Source organism: Candidatus Palauibacter sp. (assembly GCF_965237495.1).
Taxonomy (GTDB): Bacteria; Gemmatimonadota; Gemmatimonadetes; order Palauibacterales; family Palauibacteraceae; genus Palauibacter.
Map to the genome: position 1 here is coordinate 3638975 of NZ_OZ250143.1, position 23743 is coordinate 3662717.

Consider the following 23743-nt stretch of genomic DNA (forward strand, 5'->3'; position numbering starts at 1 on the left):
GGGGCTAGCTGTTCTTTCGGCTGGCGGCCGGCTGCGCCTTGCGGCGTTCCCGCGACAGGTACAGCTGCTGGGGCAGCGAAGCGATGTTCGACGCCGTGTAGTAGAGGTTCAGCCCCGCCGCGAAACTGGCGAACATGAAGGTGAAGACTACCGGGAGGACGTACGAGAACATCTTCATCTGCCCGCTCGTCTCCATGCCCCTCTGCGTGATCCAGTTGAGCAGCAGCATCGAACCGCCCATCAGGGCCGGCACGATGAAGAGCGGGTCGCGAAGCGAAAGGTCGGCAAGCCACAGGAAGGGGACGCCGCGGAACTCGATCGTATTCTGGAACACGAAGAAGAGGGTGATCAGGATCGGGAGCGGCACCAGCATCGGGAGGCAACCGCCCAGCGGGTTGACCCCGTGTTCCTTGTACAGTTTCATCTGCTCCTGCTGAAGCCGCTGCGCGTCGCTCTTGTACCGTTCCTGCAGTTGCTTGACCTCGGGCTGCATCGCCATCTGCTTCATCTGCTGCCGCATCGAGATCTGGTAGAGCGGGAACAGGACGATCCGGGACGCGACGCCGAAGAGGATCAGGACCCAGCCGTACGCGAGCGCGAACGACTCGTGCATCCAGATCAGCACGGCGACGATGAGGTTCCCGAAGGGCCGGATGAACCACCGGAGCCAGCGCCAGCCGTAGGGGTTCACGTTGTGCAGTTCCTGCCCCACCGCCTGCAGTCGCTCGAAATCCTGCGGTCCGACGTACGCGACGTACTCGAACCCCTCGCTGCCCGCCGGCACGGGAAGCGTGGCCTGCATGACCGCGGCGTCCTCCTCGGCTATGCCCCGCAGGATGACGCCGCCGACGCCCGGGCTGTTCGGCGGCGTGACTAGGGCCGCCAGCCAGTACTTCGATTTCGACGCGACCCAGCTGAAGGGACCGCCGCCCGCGGGCACTGACTCGCCGTCGTCCACTCCGCCGAGGCGCTCCGCCGATATCTGTCCGGACCGGCTCCGCGTGACGAGCGCCCGCGCCCGCCGATCCTCCTGCGGCACGGCCTCGTTCATCTCGACCCCGCGCCCGAGCCCGATGAGCAGCGCATGCCCCACCTCGCCGAGTCCGCGCAGACCGCCGCTCGCTTCGATCCGATAGTCATCCGGTTGGAAGCGGTAGGTAACGTCGAACGTGACTTGGCCGACGGCGGCTTCGAACGTCAGCTCCGCCCGCCCGTTGGTGACGTCCAGGCGCGTCGCGGAAGCGTCGAACACGACCGAAGCGAGCGACACCGTGTCCCCTCTGAGCGTGACGCCGTACGTCAGGATCGCGTCGTCGGGCCGGATCAACTCCACGTTCGCGCCGAGGTGTCCACCCGACGCGAAGTTCTCATGCTCCAGCATCGTGGCGCCGACGAGCCGGGCTCCGCGGGTGGCGAATCGGTATTCGTACAGGTCGGAGCGGACGATGACCGTCTCGCCGTCCCGCGGAGTCGGCGCCTCTTCCTGGCCGGGGACCTCCATCTCCTCGGGTTCCGCGAGCGCGGCCGCCATTTCTTCCGCGGCCCTCTCCGCGCCCGACGGCTCGGGCTCCTCGCCGCCCGCGGGGGCTTGCCGAGTCGCTGTCGTCTCGTCCCCCGGCGTGCCGGGTTCGAGCGGGCGTTCGACGGGCCGGAAGATGACGTTCGAGAGAATCATGATCCCGATCATGAGCGCTATGGCATAGAGCAGACGGCGTTCCATCAACGCTTCCGTGCTGGTACGGGATCGTGCCCGTACGATCCGAACGGCTGGCAACGCAGGAGCCTGCGAACCATCAGGCACGACCCCTGGCCGGCCCCGAATCGCCTCAGCGCGGTCAGTGCGTACTCCGAACAGCTGGGCTCATATCGGCAACTCCGCAGTAGCCACGGCGAGACGACGAGTTGATAGGCGCGGATCGCGCCGGTCATCACCGTGCGCATACGATCTCCGTGGCATCTCTCAGGACTGCCTGCAGCTTCCGGTACGAGGCTTCATAGGCGGCCGGTTTCGCCCGCAGGATCACGTCCAGGTCAAGCCGCCGCGCCTCGAGCGCGGGCAGGAACTGAATCCGGGCGATCTCGAATAGCCGGCGCCGCACGCGGTTGCGGGCGACCGCGGTTCGGCCGTGGCGCGGCGTCACGATCCCTATTCGCGGGCGCCCGGCGGGAGATGAAGCGAAGAACACGTCGACGAGTCGGCCGCGGCTGCGTCCGCCCTCACGCATCGTGCGCCGTATGTCACGAGTTGTCCGCAGCCTCGCCGCACGCGGGAGGCGGAAGCCCCCCCGCGGACGCGCCGCACTAGCGGCTTCGTCGCTTGCGGCGGAACGCGTCACTGACCGTCAGTCGACGCCGACCCTTTTGGCGGCGGCGCGACAGGGTTCGACGGCCGCCCCTGGTCTTCATGCGGGCCCGGAACCCGTGATCGCGGACGCGCTTCCTGTTGGTCGGCTTGCTGTATGTGGGCTTCCCCATCGCAGATCACCCGTAGCTTTCGCGGTCGCTGCCCTCTCTTCGAGGTGAGCCCGGAAGTCTAGACGCGATGCCGGATAGTGTCAATTCGGGAGGCGGCGACTCCGGCGCCCGCGGATGGTCGTCCGATCCCGGAGGAGCTTTCTCGCTCGTTGACACCCGCCGCCGCGCTCGTCTAAGATGGGTCTTCCCATCCCACCGTCTTTTTTCTTTGCCAGCGCGACGCGATGGAGCTGACCGCACACGAGGCCTGGACCAAAATCTGCGCGGCCGCGCAGCGCCTGCTGCCCGAGCAGACCTACCGCACCTGGCTCGCTTCCACGGAGGCGGTCTCGCTCTCGGACGACACGCTCATCATCTCCGCGCCCACCAAGTTCGCCGTGGAGTGGGTGGAGGATAAGTACGGCAGCCTGCTCCGGGACATCGCCGAACGCGAACTCGGGGCGCGACTGCGACTTATATTCGAGCATCGCGGTGCGGAGGAGCGGATCGAGTTCCCCCACGTTTCAGACCCCTACCCGGCCAGCCTCGGCGCGCTCCTGGCTGCGGACCCGCCCCGGGCCGGCATTCCATCGACCGCACCGCTCAACGAACGATACACCTTCGTGCGGTTCGTCATCGGCAGCAGTAATGAACTCGCCGCCGCAGTCTCCGATCGCGTCGCCGCAGCCCCGGCAACGACCTACAACCCCCTCTTCATCTGGGGAGGCACAGGACTCGGTAAGACGCATCTGATGCACGCGATCGGAAACACGATCCTCGCACGCCTGCCCGACCATCAGGTCGCCTACGTCCCCTCGGAACAGTTCACGAACGAGATGATCGATGCGATCCGGACGGGGCAGACGGCGCTCTTCCGTGAACGGTATCGGCGCATCGACGTGCTCCTCATCGACGACGTTCACTTCATCGCGAACAAGGAAGGCACGCAGGAGGAGTTCTTCCACACGTTCAACGCGCTCTACGACGCGAAGAAGCAAATCGTCATCACGAGTGACCGGCCGCCGCAGGAGATCCCGGGTCTTCAGGAACGGCTCGTCTCCCGCTTCGAGTGGGGCCTCGTCACGGACATCCAGCCGCCCGATCTGGAGACCCGCTCCGCCATCCTCCGCCAGAAGGCGCACGAAGACGGCATCGAGATCGAAGACGCTGTCGTCGAGTATGTGGCGCGCAGTCGGCGGACCTCCGTCCGGCAGCTCGAGGGCGCACTCATCAAACTCCTCGCCTTCAGCTCGCTGACGCGCCGCGAGATCTCGCTCGACATGGCCCGGGACGCACTCGGTCCCGAAGTCCCCCACCCCGAGGAAGAGCCCATCGAGGTATCGCCGGAAGAAGTCCGCGAGCGCACGGCATCCTTATGGGGGGTGTCCAGCGAGGCGCTGATGTCGAAGCGGCGCAACCGGACGATCACCGTCCCCAGGCAGGTGGCGATGTACCTCATCAAGACGCACCTGGACCTGCCCTATTCCGACATCGGCTACCTGTTCGGAGGAAGGAACCACTCCACCGTGATCCACTCGGTGAACAAGGTCGAGGCCGACATGGCCTCCGACGCCCTCCTTCGTACGCGCGTTCTGCAACTCCAGAAGGAGTTGTTCAGAACCTGATGCCCGGTGCGTCGAGAAAACACCGAAGAATGTCGGCAACCACACCGGTTTCCGCCGCGAGTCTCGCAGGTGCGAATCCCGACATCGGAACTTTCGGCGGAGCTTCCACGTCCATGCCGTATTGTCGACAGCTCGCATATCCCCGAAAGACCGTATGCCCCCGCGCATATCGGGACGTTTTCGACACATGGACGGGCCCTACTACTACTCCGTTGAGAGAGATATCATACGCACCCGTAGAACCAACGGTGGAAAACATCGAAACGGAATCCCGGAGTTGAGATGAGATTCTCGATCACTCGCGAGGCGCTTCAGAAGGGCCTCGGGGCGAGCGCATCCGCCGTCCCGACGCGCGCGGCGCTACCCGTACTCTCGAACATCCTGATCCAGGCGGAGGATGACGCGGTTCGGCTCAGCGGCACGGACATGTCGGTCTTCGTGTCCCTCGAAGTACCCGCGGAGGTGGAAGAACCGGGCGTGGTGGCGCTGCCGGTCAGACAGCTGGTGGAGATTGCGCGCGTCCTGGAGGATGCACCGGTGAAGCTCTCGTCCTCCGGTCCCGGGGGTGCGGAGTCGGGAACCGGGATCGATATCGCCTGTGGGCGCGGTCGGTTCACGCTCTATGGGCAAGCGCCGGATGAGTTTCCGGCCTTTCCGGAGATCGACTTCGGCGTGGCCTGGGAGATGTCCGCGGGGGAACTGCAGACGCTGATCGAAAAGACGAGTTTCGCGGTGTCGACGGAGGACAGCCGTCCAATTCTGAATGGGATACTCTGGCAACTGCGCGCGGGTGAGACCGTGATGGTCGCGACGAACGGGCATCGGCTCGCGAAGATCACGCAGAAGCTGAACGGCGGCGGGGTGCCGACCGAGGTCGACCTGATCATCCCCCCGAAAGCGCTGAAACAGGTGCGGAAACTCTATCCGTCGGATGCCGTCCTGCAGGTCGCCCGATCGAATAACCATCTCGCGTTCCGGTCGGCCGGCCGCGAGGTGTTCACCTCCCTCATCGAAGGGCCGTATCCCAACTTCGACCAGGTCATCCCGAAGGACAACGACAAGGTAGCGACGGTGAACCGCGCGGCGCTCGAGACCGCGGTGCGGCGGGTGGCCGTGATGGCCGAAGACCCGACGAGACGCGTCCGCCTCTCGTTCACGAGCGGCGGTCTCAACTTCAAGGTCCAGACCCCGGACCTCGGCGAGGCCGAGGACATGCTCTCGATCGATTACGAGGGAGAAGACATCGATATCGGGTTCAACGCCACGTACCTGCTCGAGGTCTTGCGGCACATGCCCGATGATGACGTGCGCATGACGTTCAAGGCGCCGGAACGCGCAGCGACCTTCCAGCCCGCCAGCGGCGACCCGGATTATCTCTGCCTTGTGATGCCGCTGCGCATCCTCGACTGAGTGCCGTCCCGGTCGTTCCGCGGCACGCCGCGACGATCGTCGTCGCGCGCCCGGCGCCGCCTCACCTGGAGTTCATGCTCCTCCAGCGGCCCAGCGAATCGAGGTTCGCGGCGGGGGCGTACGTGTTCCCCCGAGGCGTGATCGAGGCGGACGATGCCTCACCGACGTGGGCAGGCAGGCTTCCGCCCGCGGGCGAGGCAACGGCATGCGTGGCAGCTCTGCGCGAACTGTTCGAGGAGACGGGCATCCTCCCTGGATCCACACAGCCGGGGGACCCGTCGGGCCTTGCGGAAGCGCGCCGGGCGCTGCTGGCGGACCAGACGAGGTTCTCACGGCTCGCCGAGCGCCTGCACGTCGATTTCTCTTCGGAGTCCATCGCCTATTTCGCGCGCTGGCGACGCCGGGCCATTCGGCCGACCACCTCTGCTATCTCCTCGAGCCGGAAGGCATCCTGTTCACCGGCGACCTCGTGCTGGGGGAGGGGAGCAGCATGATCGTCCATCCCGACGGCTCGGTCAGCGCCTGGCTCGCGAGTCTGGCTCGCCTCGCCTCGTTGCGTCCCACCCGGCTCCTGCCGAGTCACGGGCCCGCGGTGGATGACGCATTGGCTCGGCTGGAGGCGTGTCGCGCCCACCGACTTGACCGGGTGGCTCTCGTGCACGCCGCCCTCGGATCCGGCGCGCGTACGCTCGAGCAGATCCGGGCAGCGGTCTACGGCGACCTGCCGGTGTCCCACCACCGGGCCGCGCAACTTACGATCCGCGCCTACCTCTCCTACCTGGAGGAGTCGGGTGAGAAACCGCCGCCGCTCCCCTGGTGAAGTGGCGGGGGATAGTGTCTTAGGTGATCAGATCCCGGTCGATGAAGCGGCGCTGGTAGACGGGAAAGGCGAGGTCGGCCAGTTCCGTACGCCGGATCCAGCGGTGACGCAGCTCCGGCGGTATCTCGCCAGCCACCCACGAGGCCCGATGGACGGCGAGCCGCAGCCGGAAGTGGCTGAACGCGTGGCGCACGCTGCGGATCTCGTCACCGACGAGACAGACCAGTCCGAATCTCTCCCGGAGCCCCTCGGAGAGCGCTGTCCGGGGCGTCGCCGAGGGAGGGAGCGGAATCGACGGGAAATCCCACAGACCTCCCAGCAGCCCCTCGGACGGTCGGCGCAGCACGAGGATGCGCCCGTCCCGTTGCACGACCGCGGCCGCCTCGACCCGTTCGGACGATCGCGCACGAGGCCGCCGCGGGGGACGCTGCGCGATCGTCCCCCGCTGGCGGGCGAGGCAGTGCGGCAAGAGAGGGCACTCCTCGCACCGCGGCCGCCGGGGTATGCACACCTCGCTCCCGAGATCCATCAGCGCCTGGTTCACGGCGCCCGGCCGGTCGAGCGCACCTCGAAGGAGCGCTCGCGCGGCGCGGTCGAGCGACGATGACGTCGGTGCCTCGAGGTCGTGGAGACGAGACAGTACGCGACGTGCGTTCCCGTCGATTGCGGGTTCCCGCCGACCGAACGCGAGGCTTGCCACCGCCCCCGCGGTATACGGACCGACCCCGGGGAGCCGCCGCAGTTCCGGCGCGGTGTCCGGAAGCCGGCTGCCGTACTCCGCGACCACGAGCCGCGCGGCCCGCCTCAGGTTGCGGGCCCGGGCGTAATAGCCGAGCCCCTCCCAGACCCTGAGGACCTCGTCCTCGTCCGCCGAGGCCAGGGCCTGCAGGTCCGGAAAGCGTTCCATGAAGCGGCGATGGAAGGGGATGGCGGTTTCAAGCCGCGTCTGCTGCGCCATCACCTCGGCGACGAGGATCGCGTACGGGTCACCCTCGCCGCGCCAGGGGACGTCACGCCGCCGCCGGTCGAACCAGCCCAGGAGCGCCGTCGTGATCCCGGGCCGCACCGTTCAGGGCATCGGTTCGGGGAAGACACCATCGAAGAGGAACACGGCGGGTCCTGTCAGGCGGATCCGCCCGGCAGCGAGGAATTCCACCGCGAGCACCGCGCCGGATCGAACCACGAGTTCTACGCGCTCTCCGGCCTCACCCGCGTTCCGCAGCGCGAAAGCCACCGCCATGCAACCACTACCGCAGGCCTGCGTCTCCGCCTCGACCCCGCGTTCGAAGGTCCGGATGAAGGTGGCCCCGTCAGCGCGCGCGACGACGTGAACGTTGGCGCCGCCATCACCAGGTGCCTTCAGCCAGCGGAGAGACCGGCAGACAGCTTCGAAATCCTCCACCTCCACGGAGGGGACCGGGACCACGAGGTGCACGGTGCCCATGCGCACGAGCCAGGCGTCGCGGTTCTCTCCCCCGACCGCTGCCCGCACTTCCCGCTCCACACGCGCATCGAGCGCATACTCGAGCGCGACGCCGTCGGCCCGCACTCTGGCCACGATCTCTCCGTCATCCGTCACGAGCATGTGGTCGGCCGGGGCCAGACCCCGGTCCACCGCGTAGCGGGCCGCGCAACGCGACCCGTTGCCGCAGGTGGAGAACTCGGAGCCGTCGGGGTTGAAGAAGCGGAGGCGGACCAGTTCCTCGCTCAGGTTGCGAACCGTGATCAGTCCATCCACCCCGACGCCCGACGCCCGCGGGCAGAGGACCGCGGCCAGGGTTCCGACATCCCGGAGTCCCAGCTCCTCGCCGCGCACGATGACGAAATCGTTGCCGGCCCCGCTGTATTTGCTGAATAGCGGCATCTCAACCGTGAGGTGGAGTGCAAAAAGAGAACCGGCCGCGAGCGTGAAGCCCGCAGCCGGTTCTGTCTTGTCCGAAACCTGACTCGACGCGACGCCGGCAAGGCGCCGCAAGCTTCAGGTCGGCGCATGTCTCGAGCGCCACCGGTTCAAGACCGGTTACGCTGCCTCGAGGCGATCGCTGGCCCATGCCGAGTCAGACCCGGTTCTACATCCTTCGGACACTGGATCACCTCCTTTCAGAAGTTCACGATAGGGCACCACAACGAACGACAAAGCGCATGATGCCGCGTGCGCGGTGAAGCTGCAAGTTTGTCGTCTTGCCGGGGTATCCGTGCGACGCGAGGATCACCTCGACTACGCTGCGGCGACGGGGGACGATGACGAACAGGGATGCGACGGTCGAAAGGCTGTGCGCGCACTTCGCGCGCGACCCCATCAGCGCCACGGAGCTGGAGCGCCGGCTCGACATCGCGTACGCCGCCCGCACCCCGGGCGAACTCGTCTCTCTGGAGCGGGACCTCCCGCCGCTCCAGAGAGAAACCCGCCCGGTCGCCCCCGCTCCCCGCCCCTCCGCGTCCGTCGATCCGTCCCGACCCGCCCGGAAGATCGACCTCATCGTCTCGGTGTGGGGCACGACCGAGCGCAAGAGAAGCTGGGTCCCGCCCCGCACGCTCACCGCCGTAAGCGTGATGGGCGGCACGGACCTCGATTTCCGCCAGGCGGCGTTCGCGACGGCCGAGGTCTCCGTCCGACTCTTCGCGCTGATGGGAGGCGTGGATGTCGTCGTCCCGCCGGGCGTCCGCGTGGATGGGGTGGGCTCGCGCTGATGGGGGGCGTGACCATGCCCGAACCGAGCACCCCGCCGGCACGGGACGCACCGGTGATCCGGATCAGCGGCCTCGTTTGCATGGGCGGCGTGGATGTCATGGAACGCCTGCCCGGCGAGAGCGCCGGAGACGCGCGGAAACGCCTCAGGATGGCGAGGAGAGCACACCGCGGGCGGCTTCCTTGACGCCCGGCTCGCGGCTCGGGTATTCTCCCCGTCGCCGCCCCCATGCCGCCCGGTCCGAACCACGCGAGGGACGAAATGACGGACATCCCGGAAGACCTCAGCTACACGCCCGAGCACGAGTACGTGCGCGAATCAGATGTGGAAGGTGAGGTCTTCATCGGGATCACCGACTACGCCCAGGGCGAGCTGGGGGACGTGGTGTACGTGGAACTCCCGGCGCCCGGCGAGGAGTTCGGACGGCTGGAGGCGTTCGGGACGGTCGAAGCCGTGAAGACGGTTTCCGAACTCTTCTGCCCCGCGGCCGGAGAGGTCGTGGCCGTGAACGACGCCCTGGAGACCGATCCCGCGCTCGTCAACAGTGACCCTTACGGCGAGGGCTGGATGATCCGCCTCGCGACGGAGTCGCCGTCCGGGCTCGACGACCTTCTCACCGCCGAGCAGTACGCCGCGCTCCTCGCCGACGCCGACGAAGGCTGACGGACGGTACGCTTCTGAACATGCAGCTCGAGATGGAACCTGCCGGCGAGTTCGCCGGGCGCCACATCGGACCCGCGGCCGCGGACATCGAGGAGATGCTGGATGTCGTCGGCGTGGCGAGCATGGGCGAGCTTGTCGACCAGACGGTGCCCGAAATGATCCGCCTCGGACGCGACCTCGAGCTCCCCGAGGCGGTGAGCGAGAGAAGGCTCCTCGATCGGGCCGCGGAACTCGCGCGCCTCAACCGGCCCCACAGATCCTATCTCGGGCTGGGATACCACGGGACCCTGACGCCCGGTGTCATCCTCCGGAACATTATGGAGAACCCCGGCTGGTACACGCAGTACACACCGTATCAGGCCGAGATCTCGCAGGGGCGGCTCGAGGCGCTGCTCAACTTCCAGACCATGGTGATCGACCTCACCGGCCTCCCGATCGCGAACGCCTCGCTGCTGGACGAGGGAACCGCCGCGGCGGAAGCGATGCTCATGCTCTGGGGGGCCCGGGGACGCGGCGACAGGAACGTGTTTCTCGTCTCCGAGGCCTGTCACCCCCAGACGGTCCAGGTGGTCAGGGGCCGCGCCCGCCCGCTGGGCATCGACGTGCGGCTCTTCCGGCGGGGAGACCTCGAACTCGACAGCCCGGGGGGGGCGTTCGGCGCCCTCCTCCAGTATCCGACGACCGAGGGCGCGGCCGTGAACTACCGCGGCCTGTGTGAGGCACTTCACGAGCACGGTGCCGGAGTCGTCGTCGCGGCAGACCTGCTCGCCCTGGCGTTGCTCGCCCCGCCCGGCGAGTTCGGCGCGGATATCGCTGTCGGCAACTCGCAGCGCTTCGGGGTCTCCATGGGCTACGGCGGCCCGCACGCGGCGTATCTTGCCGCGACCGACGCGTTCAAGAGGAAGCTGCCGGGACGCATCATCGGTGTCTCGATCGACGCGGACGGGAACCCGGCGCTCCGGATGGCCCTCCAGACGCGGGAGCAGCACATTCGCCGCGAGAAGGCCACGTCGAACATCTGCACGGCCCAGGTGCTGCTCGCGATCATGGCGGGCATGTACGCCGTGTACCACGGGCCGGAAGGCCTCCGGGCGATCGCGACGCGCGTCCGGAAGTTGACGTGGGCGCTCGCGAGGGGGCTGGAGCGGCTCGGCCACACGATCGTTCACGAGCACTTCTTCGACACCCTGCAGGTCATCCCCTCGGGCTTCACGTCGGCCGACATCCTGTCCCGCGCGCTCGAGCGCCGGATCAACCTGCGGGATTTCGAGGACGGGACGGTGGGGATCACGCTCGACGAGACGGTCCGCGGCGAGGATATCGACGATCTGCTCGCCGTCTTCCGGGGTGAGGGTGGACCCGAACTGACGGCGGAGGCCGTCGTGTCCGAGGCGCCGGAGCCCGCCTATCCCGCGCACCTCGCGCGCACCTCGGGCTACCTGGAGCACCCGGTCTTCAACCGGTACCGCTCGGAGACCGAGATGTTGCGCTACATCCACCGGCTGGAGACGCGTGACCTGTCGCTCAACGCGAGCATGATCCCGCTCGGTTCGTGCACGATGAAGCTCAACGCCACTTCGGAGATGATCCCGGTCACGTGGCCGGAGTTCGGCTCGCTCCACCCGTTCGCGCCCGTCGAGCAAGCGGAGGGCTACCGGCGTCTGTTCGACGAACTCGAGGGCTGGCTGTGCGAGATGAGCGGACTTCCGGCCTGCTCGCTCCAGCCCAACTCCGGCGCACAGGGCGAATACACCGGCCTGCTCGTCATCGCGGCCCGGCACGAGGACCGTGGGGAGGGGCACCGGGATGTCTGCCTGATCCCGTCCTCGGCCCACGGCACGAACCCGGCGAGCGCGGTCATGGCGGGGATGAAGGTCGTCGTCGTCAAGTGCGACGAGAACGGGAACATCGACGTGGACGACCTGCGCGCGAAGGCTGCGCGGCACGCGGACCGGCTGGCGGCGACGATGATCACGTATCCGTCCACGCACGGCGTGTTCGAGTCCGCGATCCGGGAGGTCACGGACATCGTCCACGAGCACGGAGGGCTCGTGTATCTGGACGGCGCGAACCTCAACGCCCAGGTGGGCCTCTGCCGACCGGGCGACTACGGGGCCGACGTCATCCACATCAACCTCCACAAGACGTTCGCCATTCCGCACGGGGGGGGCGGGCCGGGGATGGGCCCGATCTGCGTGACCGAGGAACTGGCGCCCTATCTGCCCGGACACCCGCTCGTCGACGTGGGCGGCGAGTCCGCGATCCCGGCCGTATCGTCGGCGCCCTGGGGCAGCGCCTCCATCCTCCTCATCTCGTGGGCCTACGTCGCCATGCTGGGCCGCGACGGCGTACGCGCGGCGACGGAGGCGGCGGTGCTGAACGCGAACTACATGGCGACGCGCCTCAGCGAGCACTTCGATGTCCTGTACTGCGGCGAGAGCGGGCGCGTGGCCCACGAGTTCATCCTCGACATGCGGCCCCTTCGGCGCGGGACGGGCGTGACGGACGAGGACGTGGCGAAGCGGCTCATGGACTACGGATTCCACGCCCCCACGATGTCGTTCCCGGTGGCGGGCACGATCATGATCGAGCCCACCGAGAGCGAGTCGAAGCGGGAACTGGACCGGCTCGTGGACGCCCTCATCTCGATCCGCGGCGAGATTCGGAATATCGAACTGGGGATCTGGGACAAGGCGGACAACCCGCTGAAGAACGCCCCCCATACCGCCGCGATGGTCGCGGGCGACGAGTGGGACCACGCCTACGCCCGGCAGGCGGCGGCCTATCCGGCCCCGTCTACGCTCGAATGGAAGTTCTGGCCGCCCGTGCGGCGAGTGAACAACGCCCACGGCGACCGGAATCTCGTGTGCGCGTGTCCCCCGCTCGAGAGCTACGAGATGGCAGAGGCGTAGGACTCGTCACCGCGGCCGCCCCCGCGGGCTGGCCACCGAAAACCCGGAGGGAGCCGAGATGGCACGACTCGTATTCCACGGCCAGAGCTGCTTCGAGATCGAGACGGCGGACGGAACGCGGATCCTCATCGATCCCTTTCTGACCGACAACCCGATCGCCGACATCGGCCCTGAGCACTTCTTCGACCGTCTGGACCATCTCCTGCTGACGCACGGGCACGGCGACCACATCGCGGACACGTGGGAGATCCTCGAGGCGACGAACGCGCAGCTGATCGCCACCTACGAAATCGTGTCGTACGCGGGAGAGGTGCAGGGGCACGAGAACGGGCACCCCATGCACATCGGCGGCGCGCACGAGTTCCCGTTCGGGCGCGTCAAGCTCACCGCGGCGATTCACGGCGGGAAGATCGATGCGCCGGGCGCGGAGGCGTACACGACGACGCCCGCCGGCATCCTCCTCACGGTGGACGGCACGCGGGTGTACCATGCCGGCGACACGGCCCTCACCCTGGACATGCAGCTGCTGAAGGGGGAGGTGGATGTCGCGCTGGTGCCGATCGGCGACAACTTCACCATGGGCCCCGAGGATGCGGCCCGCGCGATCCACATGATCCAGCCCCGGATCGCGATCCCCCACCACTACGACACGTGGGAGCTGATCGCCGTGGATCCGGCGCGGTTCGTGGACGGGGTGGGTGACGCCGCCGAGGTCCTGATCCTGAAGCCCGGAGAAGCGCTGGAGCTGTGACGGTCCGGGGCGTCACGCCGCCCCCCGGGGGACCGCCCTGCGTCGTCCTCCCTTACGCCGTCGCGGACGGGGCGCGGAACATGGCGCTCGACGAAGCGATGCTCGAGTACGCCGGCGGAGGCCGGACGCTGCTGCGCTTCTACGGTTGGGAGCCCTGGTGCGTTTCACTGGGCCGCAACCAGCCGGCACCCGCCCGCCTGCTCGGGAAGCCACCCGGCGACATCCGGCCGGGGGTGGACGCCGTCCGGCGGCCGACGGGCGGCCGGTCGGTCTTCCACGGCCCCGAGATCACGTATGCCTTCGCCTGTCCGGATCGCGCCTGGGGAGGTCCGAAGGCGGTGCTGCGGACCCTCCACCGGGCGCTCGCGGACGGACTCCGGGCGCTCGGGGTCCCCGTCGACGATCTCCCGCGGGATGACGCGCCGCCGACCGGCACGACGGGACCGATCGCGCTTTCGGCGGCGGCCTGTTTCCGTGAACCCGCCCCGGGCGAACTTACCGTCGGCGGCCGCAAGCTCGTGGGAAGCGCACAGCGCCGCCGCCGCGGGGCGCTGCTCCAGCACGGCTCCATCCTTCTGGAGGATCGCCAGACGCTGGCGGACCTGGAGGGACCCGGGGCGGCGACGAACCCGGCGGGAGCGCCCTTGCACCGACCGGCGATCGGCCTGCGCGAGACACTCTCCCCCGCCCCGGATGCCGGAACCATCGTCCGGTGCCTCGAGGCCGGTCTCGCCCGCGAGTTCGGGGCCGCGGCGGCTCTCGGGAGCGCCGAGGCGGCGTCAGCGGCGCTGGATCGCATGGCCGCTGCGTACGAGTCCGTCCACCGGTCGGCGGACCGGCTCTGGGGTCGGGAGCATGGCGCCGCGGCGAGCGCCCGGAGACGTCGCCTCGCCGGCACCGGCGGTCGCGCTTGACGGTCCCGTGGACCGCATCTAGCTTGGGTTCCGCTCCGCCGCCGGCGCTTTCCGGGCGCTCGGGAGGCCAAGCTGTCTTAGACCTTGTTGATAACGGATCACCCTTGCCGGGAGGGCCACTTTGATCGCGTCGATACTCTGGTTTCAGGAGACACTGACGCTGGGTGAGGGCCAGTCACTCAACCTTGGGGAGATCTGGGCCGCGGGGGGTTTCATGATGTACCCGCTCGGTGCGGCTCTCGGGTTCGGAGTCCTGATCATCGTCTGGAAGCTGGTCGACCTGGGGGTGAAGGGCGCCAAGAACAAGTCGGTCCTCCGCGATGCCGACGAGTTGATCAGCGTCGGGAACCTCGAGGACGCCCTCACGCTATGCAACGAATCCGGCACCCCCGCGGCGGGGGTCCTCCAGGCGGGTCTCTCCCGCTACGAAGAGGGCACGGAGCGCGCCACCCAGGCGATCGAGAACGCGGGCGCCATCGAGGTGGCGGGCCTGGAGAAAGGGCTCGTCTGGCTCGCGACGCTGTCCAACGTCGCGCCGCTCCTGGGCTTCCTCGGGACCGTGATCGGGATGATCCAGGCCTTCCAGGCGATCGAGATCGCCGGTGAGGTCGAGGCCACGCTGGTGGCCGGCGGGATCAAGGTCGCGCTCATTACGACCGCGACGGGCCTCACGATCGCGATTCCGATCAACATCTTCCACAACTACTTCGTCACGAAGATCGACCGCCTCGTGATCGAGATGGAAGAGAGCGCCCAGCGCCTCATCGACGCGCTGCACGAGCGGGAATCTCACCAGGCGGCCGGCGGCTGATTCGTCGGAGCCCGCTTCGGGGGGCGTAACCGGAGCCGAGCTTGAACAAGGCGGCCCGCCACCTCGGCGGGCCGCTTTTGTTTGAGGGTTCTTGATCGGGGCCGGATGAGGGCGGAAGTTCTGGATCGGGCCACGCGGGCCCGAGCGTTTGTCGGGGTGGGGAAGTGGTGGAAGGAGGCCTGTCGGTGCGCGTTTTCCAGCGTGTGTTCCCGCGCGGCCCCCGCTTGGGGTCGATCCTGTTGTTGCTCTTCGCGTCGGGCGTTGCCGCACAGAATGGCGGCGGTCAGGCCTTCCCCCGAGCCGACGCCATCCTGGAGCGCGCCAGAGCCCTCCTCGATGCGCAGATGCCGGTTTCCGCCTCGACCCTGCTGGCGCGCGAGCTGGCGGCGGGCGAGGTGCAAGGGGACGAGGCGTTGCTGCTGGCGGCGAGAGCCTTTGCGGATCAGCGCGCGTGGGCTTCCGTGCGGCGGCTCCTTGTGGAAGATGTCGTCTCGGCCCCGTCCGCGCGGTCGCAGGCCACGCTTCTCCTCGCGCGCGCGTACGCCGGGCTCGACAGCGCAGGCCGGGCCGCCGAGCACTACCGTGCGTACCTGCGGGCGGTCGATGGGACGCCCCCGCCAGCCGCGCGCGTGGAGTTTGCCCGGGTGTCGGGCGACCTGGCCCGGTGGTCCGAGGCGGCGGCGCAATTCGCGCTGGCCGAGCGCGAACACCCGGAGCTGGCGCCGTGGCTGCGGCTGTCCCGGCTCTACGTACTGGCCGAGGCGGAGGACCGCGCCGTGTTCGCGCTGGCCGACTCGATCGTGCAGGCCGGCCGGGTGTCCGCCGACTCCGCGCTGCTCCCGGTCGCGCGCCTGGCATTCCGGCTCGAGGAAGGGGAGCGCGGCGTCTCACTGGCGCGCCGCGCAGGCAAGGGAGTTCGAACCGCGCTCGCCGCCCGGCACCTGGGGCCGCGCTTCCTGGCGATCGGAGACACCGCCTCGGCCCGGTCGGCCTTCGCGGACGCGATCGCGGCGGGACCGTACACGTCGCGGACGGGCCCCGCGCTCCTCGCCCTGTCGCGCACCTGGCGGACGCTCCGCGCTGTCGGCCGCTCGGACAGCCGGGCCGGCCGGCACACCCGCGCCGCCGAATATCTGTCCGAGGCGCTCGAACTCGCGCCGGAGGACGAGCGGCCCGCCATCGCGGAGGCGCTCGCGGGAGCGTACCTGGCGCTGGGCGACCCGAGCCGGGCGGCCCAGGCGCTGGGACCATGGATCGATGACCCCGCCTCGGCGACGAGCCCCCGCGCGTCGCTCTGGATGCTGGCCCACCGCATCTACACCGCGCTCGGCCGCGCGGACGCGGCCGCGCGGGCCCAGGAGACGGCCGCGCGGGGCAGGGGAGAGGTCGCGGCCCGTGCGGCCTACCTGATCGCGGACCTGCAGCACGATGATGGCCGGGCCGATGCCGCGGCGGAGGGGTTCGAACGCTCCTCCCGCGCATTCCCCGGGTCGAGCTACGGGGCGCGATCACTCGAACGGCTCGCGTTGCTCGCGTACCACGCGGGCCGCCACGAAGAAGCGCGGGCACAGCTCGCCGAGTATCGGAACCGCTATCCGGAGGGTGACTGGGCGCAGGGCGCCAGCTACTGGAGCGGAAGGGTTGCGGAGGTCCTCGGCGACACCGCGGCGGCGCGTTCGTTCTACCGCCGCGTCGTCGGGTACGACCCGTTCGACTACTACGCCATCCTCGCGGCGCCCCGGATCGGGTCGGACCGTTGGCAGGCCGTCACCCTCGGGGAGCCCGACCCCCTTCCTCCGCTCGACGGGGTCCACGCGGCCGCCATCGAACGGATGGGGATCCTGCGGGAACTGGGCTGGCCGGACCGGGCGCGGTGGGAATACCGCCGGTCGCGGGAGCAAGGGCCGTCCACGTACGGACCCGTCCTGGCCTTCGCGCACGCGCTGAACGCGGCGGGCTGGACGCGGGAGGGGATCGTCCAGGGCTGGCGCGCCCATGCGCTCCGGGGCCGGTGGAGCCGGCCGCTCCTCGAGGCGATCTATCCGCTTCCCTTCCGGGAGGCCCTCGTCGCCGCGGCCGAGCGCAACGGGCTCTCACCGCATTTCGTGGCCGGCCTCTCTCGGCGCGAATCGATGTTCGACCCCGAGATCAGGTCGGTCGCCAACGCCATCGGTCTGATGCAACTGCTGCCGGAGACGGCGCGAAACGTCGCCTCGCGGGCCGGCCTTCCCGGATACCACCGCGGCCAGCTCACGGTCCCGCAGGTCAATCTGATGCTCGGCACACGTTACCTGTCCAACGTACTCGACCGCTTCGACCGCTTCGACATCGCGGGCATGATCTCCTACAACGCCGGCCCCCAGCGCTACGACCGATGGCGTGATTTCCCCGAGTTCGCGGACACGGAACAACTGGTCGAACGAATCCCCTACCGGGAGACGCGCGAGTACGTGCGGGCGGTCACCGAACTGTCCGGGATCTACCGTTTCCTCTATCCGGAACTCGCCACGGACGGGCCCTGATCCCCGCGACGGGCCGTCATCGCGCCCGCCCCGTTACGGTGTGTTGACGCTTTCTGACCGCCCGCATACCATAGGTGTTCGTCTCGATTCCCGGCGGCCCGGCGGAGTGAGCGGAAGGACCGCCCCACTCGCCCGAAACCACCCATGACAGCGGTTCGCAGGAGGCAGGATGCCATCAGGTAAGGTAAAGCGGTTCAACGACTCGAAGGGGCACGGCTTCATCGAGCAGCCCGACGGCGGCGACGACGTGTTCGTCCACTATTCGTCCATTGATATGGACGGATAGTGGACGCTCGCCGAGGGGATGGACGTGGACTACGAGTTCACACAGGGTGACAAGGGTCTGCAGGCGACCCGGGTGACCCGCACCGGGTGACCCGCACCGCCTGACCGGAGCCACGACCACGATTCCAGGCGCCCCGCCCCATCGGCGGGGCTTTTTTTGTTGCGCCGGACTTTGCCACGAGCCCCTCGGCGGGACTACATGTAGGCCATGTCGACCCCCAGCAGCCCGTGGCGAGACCCTGCGTCAGCGCCGAAAGTGGTGAGGCGCTCGCCTGACAAGGCGCGACGAGGGAGCATAGCAGCGCTATGTGACCACCGAGGAGCAACGCAGAGCGAAGCGATTCAGGCGGGATGCATCGCCACTTGAACGCAGCGGGGCTTTTGCCGCGGGCTGCTCGCCCGTCGCTCTTCCTGCTCGATGGCTACGCGCTCATCTACCGCGCGTTCTTCGCCATGATCAACCGGCCGCTCACCACCTCGAGCGGCGAGAACACCTCCGCTCCGTACGGGATCGCCCGCTTCCTGATGCGTCTGATCGACGACCACGCGCCCGACTACCTGGGCGTCGTGTTCGACGCGGGCGACAGCTTCCGAACCGAGATCTACCCCGACTACAAGGCGACACGCGAGAAGATGCCCGACGAACTCCGGGCGTCGCTGCCGAGGTGCCGGGAAGTGTTCGACGCCTTCCGCGTACCCGTGGTCGAAGCCGAAGGCTGGGAGGCGGACGACGTGATCGGCACGCTCGCGCGCGAGGCCGCCGGGTGCGGCCTGCGCACGGTCATCGTCTCGGGCGACAAGGACTTCCACCAGCTGGTCGACGTCCATACGGCGCTGCTCAATCCGGGCCGCGGGGGGCCCGCGGGCGTCGAGCAGGAGTGGGTGACTCCGGAGAACGCGGAGGAGCGGTTCGGCGTGCCTCCCGAGCGCGTGACCGACTTCCTGGCCCTCCTCGGCGATACCTCGGACAACGTCCCCGGCGTACCGGGGATCGGGAAGAAGACCGCCCCCGAACTCATCCATCGCTTCGGAGATCTGGAATCCATCCTCGAGCGGGCTGAAGAGGTCACCGCCAGCCGGGCGCGGAACGCTCTGCTGAAGCACGCGGACGACGCGCGTCGCTCGAAGGCGCTCGTGACCATCCGGACCGACGCGCCGGTCGAACTCGACCTCGAGAGCCTCCGCTCGCGGCCGCTCGACACCGGGAAAGCGGCCGCCGTCTTCCGCACCCTGGAGTTCCACAACCTGCTCCGGGAGCTGGAGGCGCCGGCGGCGGAAGTACGTGGATTCTCACCCGATATCGAACGGGTCGCCGACACCGATCGCCTCGGGGAGGTCGTGGCCGGATTCGCCGGGGCCGCCCGCCTCGGACTCTTCGTCGTCGGCAGTTCGGACGATCCATTGGGCGCTGAACTCGTCGGCGTGGCGCTCGCCGCTTCGGATGCGGCGGCGTGTTACCTGCCCCTCGGTCACCGGGCGCCGGAGGTCCAGCGTGACGTGGTGGGGAACCCGACGCTCGCCCTCGATGCCGGCGAACCGGTAGGCCTGCCGGGTCTGGGTTCCCCCGAGATGCGGGGGCTGTGCGAGTTGCTCGCCTCGGAGACCCCGAAGATCGGCCACGATCTCAAGTACGCCGTCCAGCTGCTGCGACGGCACGGCGTCGAGCTGGGAGGCCTCGGGGCCGCCGCATCCTTCGACACCCGCATCGCCTCGTACTGTATCGATCCGGCCCGACGCGACCGAGCCCTCTCCACGCTCGCCCCGGACCGCGCGCAGGTGGAGCTGGAGACCCGCGACGGGGTCACCGGAACGGGTCGGAACCGCCTCCCCATGGCCTCGGTCGAGCCGTCGCGCGCCGCCGAATGGGCCGGACCCCGGGCCGCGCTCCTGCACCGACTCGCGAAAACCGACGGGGAAGAACTCGAACGCACCGGGATGAGCCGCCTGTTCACGGAGGTGGAGATGCCGCTCCTCTCCGTGCTCGCCAGCATGGAACGCGCCGGCATCGCGATCGACCTCCACTTCTTCGCGGATCTGCGGGCCCGCCTGCGACGCGACCTCGACGCGGTGCGCGAGGAGATCCACAAGATCGCGGGAGCCGAAGTCAACCTGCGCTCCGTGCCGCAGATGCGCGCGCTGCTGTTCGACCAGCTCGCGCTGCCCGTCCTCAAGAAGACGAAGACCGGGCCCTCGACCGACGAGTCCGTGCTCGAACAACTCGCGACCATGGGTCATCAACTGCCGCGCCTCATCCTCGAGCACCGGGAGCTGGACAAGCTCGACGGCACCTACGTGAGCGTGCTCCCGAGGCTGATCGACGCCGAGGGTCGCATCCACACGCGCTTCAACCAGACGGTCGCTGCGACGGGCCGCCTCTCGTCCTCCGACCCCAACCTCCAGAACATCCCCATCCGCAGGGCGCTGGGACGCGAGATCCGGAAGGGGTTCGTGGCCGCACCGGGCCACGCCTTCGTGAGTGCGGACTACTCCCAGATCGAGCTACGCGTGATGGCGCACCTCTCCGGGGACGAGGCGTTCGTCACCGCCTTCCGGGCGGAGCGCGACATCCATCGGGAGACCGCGGCCCGAATCCTCGGGGTGGCAGCGGACGACGTCACGCCCACCATGCGGGAGCAGGCGAAGACGATCAACTTCGCCACCATCTACGGCCAGGGTCCTTTCGCTCTCGCGCAGCAACTCGGCATCTCGCGGGCACAGGCGAGCGAGTTCATCGCCGGCTACTTCGAGAGGTTCGCGGGTGTCGCGGCCTACCTGGAGGAGATGAAGGAGGTGGCGCGGCGACAGGGCTACGTCGAGACCCTGATCGGACGCCGACGCTACGTCCGCGAGATCCACTCCAGAAACCCCGGGATCCGCGGCTACGGTGAGCGCACGGCGACGAACTCCCCCATCCAGGGTTCCGCCGCCGACCTCATCAAGGTGTCGATGATCCGGCTCCACCACCGGCTCGCCGACACGGAGGCGCGGATGCTTCTGCAGGTGCACGACGAGCTGCTCATCGAGGCGCCCGAAGCCGATGTCGAAGAGGTCAGCCGGGTGGTGCGCGAGGAGATGGAAGGGGCCGTCGAACTCGCGGTCCCGCTCCGGGTCGATCTCGGCATCGGGCGCAGCTGGTACGACTGCAAGTTCGGGAAGGAAGCCTGGCAGTGACCGAACCGGGGCGATCCGGTCTGGTCTCCGGCTCTCCCGACAGTCATCGTGGCAGTCCCGAGAATTGCCGTACCGCAAATCGCCCGTGTCGCGCCCGTGATGGGAGGGGGACCGTGAACGCAATCCGGATCACCCTCGTCGCCTGGCTTTCGTTCGCCGCGGCCTGCTCGCAGGCCCCCACGCCCGACGGGACCCCGCAGGCGCTCGTCGAGTCGGCGCTGTTGCCGACCTTCACGATCCGCGGCGAGCCTGTCGCGCGACCCTCGCTCGCGGAGCGCATGGCCGAACTCGAAGTGCCCGGGGTCAGCATCGCCGTGCTCGCGGACGGCGAGATCGCGTGGGCCGAGGGCTACGGACTCGCCGACGTCGAATCCGGACGGCCCGTGACGCCGAGCACGCTCTTCCAGGCGGCGTCCATCTCCAAACCCGTGGCCGCGCTCGCCGCCCTCCGACTCGTCGAATCGGGCCGGGTGGAGCTCGACGGCGACGTCAACGCGTACCTCACGAGCTGGCAGGTGCCGGAGAACGGGTTCACGGAGGAGGCGCCCGTCACCCTGCGTGGGATCCTCACGCACCGGGCCGGCCTCACCGTGTGGGGCTTCCCCGGGTATGGGCCGGACGAAGCGGCGCCCGACGGACCAGGAGTGCTGGACGGCGGCGGCAACACCGACCCCGTGCGCGCCTACAAGGCACCGGGCGACAGCTGGAGGTACTCCGGCGGCGGATACACCGTGATGCAGCAGCTCGTGGCGGACGTAAACGGCAAACCGTTCGCCGCCGTGATGCGGGAGGAAGTCCTCGACCCGATCGGCATGGTCCGCTCGACGTACGAGCAGCCGATCCCGGCCGAGCGCCAGGACGACATCGCGACCGGCTACCGGCCGAACGGCGAGCGCGTCCCCGGCGGGTGGCACACGTACCCCGAGCAGGCCGCCGCCGGACTGTGGACCACGCCGAGCGAGCTCGCGCTCTACGCCCTTGAGATGCAGCACGCGTGGAAGGGCGAGTCGGCCCGCGTCCTCGGCGAAGCGCTCGCGCGCGCGATGCTGGCTCCAGACGCGGACGACTGGGGCCTGGGCCCGGCGATCTCGGAGGACGGTGAACGGTTTCAGCACGGCGGCTCGAACCAGGGCTTCCGCTCCACCTTCGCGGCGTACATCGACGGAGACGACGGGGTCTTCGTGATGACGAACTCCGACTCGGGGAGCCAGCTCGCGTCCGAGATCGCGACCACGGTTGCCCATTCGTACGGATGGTCCGGGCCCCTCTCCGAAGAGAAGGTGCCGGTGGAGGTGCCGGCCGAGGTGCGGGAGCGCTACGTCGGCACCTACGTCGCGCCCGAACTGGGGGCCGAATTACGCTTCGAGCCGGACGGGCGAGGACTCACGCTTCGCCAGGGCCCCGGACGCACGGTCCTGTGGCCGCTGAGCGACTCCTCCTTCTTCGATCCCGATAGCGGGCGCGAGGCCCACTTCAGCGACGACGGAGACGAGATGACGGTCAGGGTCGGGAGCATCGTCGCGATCCGCCGCTAGCGAGAGAAGGAACGAAAGAAAGGGACGATTACGATGACGTGGAATCAGACTCGCCGAGAGTTCCTGAAGTCCTCCGCCCGTGCCGGCAGCGCGCTGGGCGTGCTCGGCGCCTTCGGCTCGGCCGCCTGCGCGGGTGGAACCGGAGACCCTCTCCGCATCCTCATCCTCGGCGGGACGCGGTTCATCGGGCCCCACCAGGTCAAGTACGCGCTGGACCGGGGGCACGAGGTCTCGATCTTCACACGCGGACAGACCGAGCCGCCCTTCCACCAGGACTACTTCGATCGCGTCGAACACCTGATCGGGGACCGCACGAGTGACCTGTCCGCGCTCGAGGGCCGGGAGTGGGACGCGGTGATCGACAACTCGGCCTCCTACCCGAGCTGGGTCGCGTCGACGACCGAACTCCTCCGCGACCGCGTAGACCGCTATCTCTTCGTCTCGTCCATCTCCGCCTACGCGGACTTCGCGCAGGTCGGGATCGACGAGGATTATCACGTCGGGCAGCTCTCGCCGACGGAAGGCGAGGACGACGGCGCGTACGGACCGAGGAAGGCGCGGTGCGAGCAATACACCCGCGACGCGTTCGGCGAGAACGCGATCATCGTGCGGCCGGGGCTGATCATCGGGCCCGGGGACAACACCGACCGCTGGACGTACTGGCCGGTCCGGGTCGCCCGCGGCGGCGAGGTGCTGGCCCCGAACACCTCCGCGGACCCTGTGCAGAACATCGACGCCCGCGACCTCTCGGAGTGGATCGTGCGCCTCGTCGAGACCCCCGGGCACGGAGGCACTTACAACGCCACGGGCGAGATACAGCAGTTCGGCGACATGCTGGAAGAGATCCGCGGCGCCCTCGAAGCCGACGCGACCTTCACCTGGGTGTCGACCGAGTTCATGCGGGAGTACGAGGTGGCGCCGTGGATGCACATGACGAACTGGACGCCGCCCGAGGGGGAGACGATCGGGATGAACCAGGTCTCGGTGGCGGCCGCCGTGCAGGCCGGGCTCACCTTCCGCCTGCTCGCCGACACCGCCCGCGACACGGTCGAATGGTGGAACTCGCTCCCCGAGGAGCGCCGCGCCGAACCCCGAGCGGGTCTCCCCGCCGATAAGGAGACCGAAGTCCTCGCCGCCTGGCCCGCCAGCGCCTGAGAGAATGACCAGCTTCCTTCGGAGC

Annotated in this window: 21 protein-coding genes; 15 read left to right on the forward strand and 6 right to left on the reverse strand. The window is 68.8% G+C overall.

Annotated features, from left to right (window positions below):
• Nucleotides 1-4 precede the first annotated feature (4 nt).
• The 4 genes from yidC to rpmH are packed head-to-tail and all read right to left on the reverse strand — an operon-like array spanning nt 5 to nt 2475.
• Nucleotides 5-1720, reverse strand: coding sequence for a membrane protein insertase YidC (gene yidC / locus ACPXY0_RS16010; RefSeq protein WP_423926244.1), 1716 nt, complete (start codon nt 1718-1720; stop codon nt 5-7).
• Nucleotides 1720-1941 (reverse strand): membrane protein insertion efficiency factor YidD, encoded by a 222-nt coding sequence (gene yidD, locus ACPXY0_RS16015; RefSeq protein ID WP_423926246.1) that lies wholly within the window; start codon nt 1939-1941, stop codon nt 1720-1722. Before yidD ends, yidC begins: the two co-directional genes overlap by 1 nt.
• Nucleotides 1929-2336 (reverse strand): ribonuclease P protein component, encoded by a 408-nt coding sequence (locus ACPXY0_RS16020; protein WP_423926248.1) that lies wholly within the window; start codon nt 2334-2336, stop codon nt 1929-1931. Before ACPXY0_RS16020 ends, yidD begins: the two co-directional genes overlap by 13 nt.
• Nucleotides 2302-2475, reverse strand: coding sequence for a 50S ribosomal protein L34 (gene rpmH / locus ACPXY0_RS16025; RefSeq protein ID WP_423926250.1), 174 nt, complete (start codon nt 2473-2475; stop codon nt 2302-2304). The genes ACPXY0_RS16020 and rpmH overlap by 35 nt, the downstream gene beginning before the upstream one ends.
• Nucleotides 2476-2699: 224 nt before the next feature.
• Between rpmH and dnaA the strand changes: the two genes are divergently transcribed.
• The 4 genes from dnaA (at nt 2700) to ACPXY0_RS16045 (ending at nt 6309) form a co-directional block, all read left to right on the forward strand.
• Nucleotides 2700-4079: a chromosomal replication initiator protein DnaA gene (gene dnaA / locus ACPXY0_RS16030; RefSeq protein WP_423926252.1), complete on the forward strand. Its 1380-nt coding sequence runs from the start codon at nt 2700-2702 to the stop codon at nt 4077-4079.
• 282 nt (nt 4080-4361) lie between these two features.
• Nucleotides 4362-5489 carry a DNA polymerase III subunit beta gene (gene dnaN, locus ACPXY0_RS16035; protein WP_423926254.1) on the forward strand — a complete coding sequence of 376 codons (1128 nt, stop codon included), beginning with the start codon at nt 4362-4364 and terminating at the stop codon, nt 5487-5489.
• Between the two features lie 35 nt (nt 5490-5524).
• Nucleotides 5525-5983, forward strand: a complete 459-nt coding sequence (locus ACPXY0_RS16040; RefSeq protein ID WP_423930719.1) for an NUDIX domain-containing protein — start codon at nt 5525-5527, stop codon at nt 5981-5983.
• Nucleotides 5881-6309, forward strand: coding sequence for an MBL fold metallo-hydrolase (locus tag ACPXY0_RS16045; RefSeq protein ID WP_423930721.1), 429 nt, complete (start codon nt 5881-5883; stop codon nt 6307-6309). Before ACPXY0_RS16040 ends, ACPXY0_RS16045 begins: the two co-directional genes overlap by 103 nt.
• Before the next feature lie 19 nt (nt 6310-6328).
• Here ACPXY0_RS16045 and ACPXY0_RS16050 read toward each other — a convergent pair whose 3' ends face one another.
• Together ACPXY0_RS16050 and dapF are read right to left on the reverse strand one after the other, a co-directional pair.
• Nucleotides 6329-7375: an A/G-specific adenine glycosylase gene (locus ACPXY0_RS16050; protein WP_423926256.1), complete on the reverse strand. Its 1047-nt coding sequence runs from the start codon at nt 7373-7375 to the stop codon at nt 6329-6331.
• 3 nt (nt 7376-7378) lie between these two features.
• Nucleotides 7379-8173, reverse strand: a complete 795-nt coding sequence (dapF, locus tag ACPXY0_RS16055; protein WP_423926258.1) for a diaminopimelate epimerase — start codon at nt 8171-8173, stop codon at nt 7379-7381.
• A 377-nt stretch (nt 8174-8550) separates the two neighbouring features.
• Between dapF and ACPXY0_RS16060 the strand changes: the two genes are divergently transcribed.
• From ACPXY0_RS16060 to ACPXY0_RS16110, 11 genes are all read left to right on the forward strand, one after another.
• Nucleotides 8551-9000, forward strand: a complete 450-nt coding sequence (locus ACPXY0_RS16060; protein ID WP_423926260.1) for a DUF1707 SHOCT-like domain-containing protein — start codon at nt 8551-8553, stop codon at nt 8998-9000.
• Nucleotides 9001-9260: 260 nt separating this feature from the next.
• The gene (gene gcvH, locus ACPXY0_RS16065) at nt 9261-9662 is read left to right on the forward strand and encodes a glycine cleavage system protein GcvH (protein WP_423926262.1); all 402 of its coding nucleotides are present in this window, start codon (nt 9261-9263) and stop codon (nt 9660-9662) included.
• A 20-nt stretch (nt 9663-9682) separates the two neighbouring features.
• A complete protein-coding gene (gcvP, locus tag ACPXY0_RS16070) occupies nt 9683-12574 on the forward strand; it encodes an aminomethyl-transferring glycine dehydrogenase (RefSeq protein ID WP_423926264.1) in 2892 nt (963 codons plus the stop codon).
• Nucleotides 12575-12632: 58 nt separating this feature from the next.
• Nucleotides 12633-13325, forward strand: coding sequence for a metal-dependent hydrolase (locus tag ACPXY0_RS16075; protein WP_423926266.1), 693 nt, complete (start codon nt 12633-12635; stop codon nt 13323-13325).
• Nucleotides 13322-14239 carry a lipoate--protein ligase family protein gene (locus ACPXY0_RS16080; RefSeq protein ID WP_423926268.1) on the forward strand — a complete coding sequence of 306 codons (918 nt, stop codon included), beginning with the start codon at nt 13322-13324 and terminating at the stop codon, nt 14237-14239. Before ACPXY0_RS16075 ends, ACPXY0_RS16080 begins: the two co-directional genes overlap by 4 nt.
• Before the next feature lie 121 nt (nt 14240-14360).
• Nucleotides 14361-15050 (forward strand): MotA/TolQ/ExbB proton channel family protein, encoded by a 690-nt coding sequence (locus ACPXY0_RS16085; protein ID WP_423926270.1) that lies wholly within the window; start codon nt 14361-14363, stop codon nt 15048-15050.
• Between the two features lie 185 nt (nt 15051-15235).
• Nucleotides 15236-17572, forward strand: a complete 2337-nt coding sequence (locus ACPXY0_RS16090) for a transglycosylase SLT domain-containing protein (protein ID WP_423926272.1) — start codon at nt 15236-15238, stop codon at nt 17570-17572.
• A 169-nt stretch (nt 17573-17741) separates the two neighbouring features.
• Nucleotides 17742-17858 carry a cold-shock protein gene (locus tag ACPXY0_RS16095; protein ID WP_423926274.1) on the forward strand — a complete coding sequence of 39 codons (117 nt, stop codon included), beginning with the start codon at nt 17742-17744 and terminating at the stop codon, nt 17856-17858.
• Nucleotides 17859-18220: 362 nt separating this feature from the next.
• Complete coding sequence (gene polA / locus ACPXY0_RS16100; protein ID WP_423926276.1) at nt 18221-21028, forward strand: DNA polymerase I; 2808 nt, start codon at nt 18221-18223, stop codon at nt 21026-21028.
• A gap of 113 nt (nt 21029-21141) precedes the next feature.
• A complete protein-coding gene (locus tag ACPXY0_RS16105) occupies nt 21142-22563 on the forward strand; it encodes a serine hydrolase domain-containing protein (protein ID WP_423926278.1) in 1422 nt (473 codons plus the stop codon).
• Nucleotides 22564-22596: 33 nt separating this feature from the next.
• Nucleotides 22597-23718, forward strand: a complete 1122-nt coding sequence (locus ACPXY0_RS16110; protein ID WP_423926280.1) for an NAD-dependent epimerase/dehydratase family protein — start codon at nt 22597-22599, stop codon at nt 23716-23718.
• Nucleotides 23719-23743: the final 25 nt, after the last annotated feature.

What these genes read in the sequence shown, in the direction of transcription:
- yidC (WP_423926244.1), bottom strand. Translation starts at nt 1,720, where the DNA reads ATGGAACGCCGTCTGCTCTATGCCATAGCGCTCATGATCGGGATCATG.
- yidD (WP_423926246.1), bottom strand. Translation starts at nt 1,941, where the DNA reads ATGCGCACGGTGATGACCGGCGCGATCCGCGCCTATCAACTCGTCGTC.
- rpmH (WP_423926250.1), bottom strand. Translation starts at nt 2,475, where the DNA reads ATGGGGAAGCCCACATACAGCAAGCCGACCAACAGGAAGCGCGTCCGC.
- dnaA (WP_423926252.1), top strand. Translation starts at nt 2,700, where the DNA reads ATGGAGCTGACCGCACACGAGGCCTGGACCAAAATCTGCGCGGCCGCG.
- dnaN (WP_423926254.1), top strand. Translation starts at nt 4,362, where the DNA reads ATGAGATTCTCGATCACTCGCGAGGCGCTTCAGAAGGGCCTCGGGGCG.
- dapF (WP_423926258.1), bottom strand. Translation starts at nt 8,173, where the DNA reads ATGCCGCTATTCAGCAAATACAGCGGGGCCGGCAACGATTTCGTCATC.
- ACPXY0_RS16060 (WP_423926260.1), top strand. Translation starts at nt 8,551, where the DNA reads ATGACGAACAGGGATGCGACGGTCGAAAGGCTGTGCGCGCACTTCGCG.
- gcvH (WP_423926262.1), top strand. Translation starts at nt 9,261, where the DNA reads ATGACGGACATCCCGGAAGACCTCAGCTACACGCCCGAGCACGAGTAC.
- gcvP (WP_423926264.1), top strand. Translation starts at nt 9,683, where the DNA reads ATGCAGCTCGAGATGGAACCTGCCGGCGAGTTCGCCGGGCGCCACATC.
- ACPXY0_RS16075 (WP_423926266.1), top strand. Translation starts at nt 12,633, where the DNA reads ATGGCACGACTCGTATTCCACGGCCAGAGCTGCTTCGAGATCGAGACG.
- ACPXY0_RS16095 (WP_423926274.1), top strand. Translation starts at nt 17,742, where the DNA reads ATGCCATCAGGTAAGGTAAAGCGGTTCAACGACTCGAAGGGGCACGGC.
- ACPXY0_RS16110 (WP_423926280.1), top strand. Translation starts at nt 22,597, where the DNA reads ATGACGTGGAATCAGACTCGCCGAGAGTTCCTGAAGTCCTCCGCCCGT.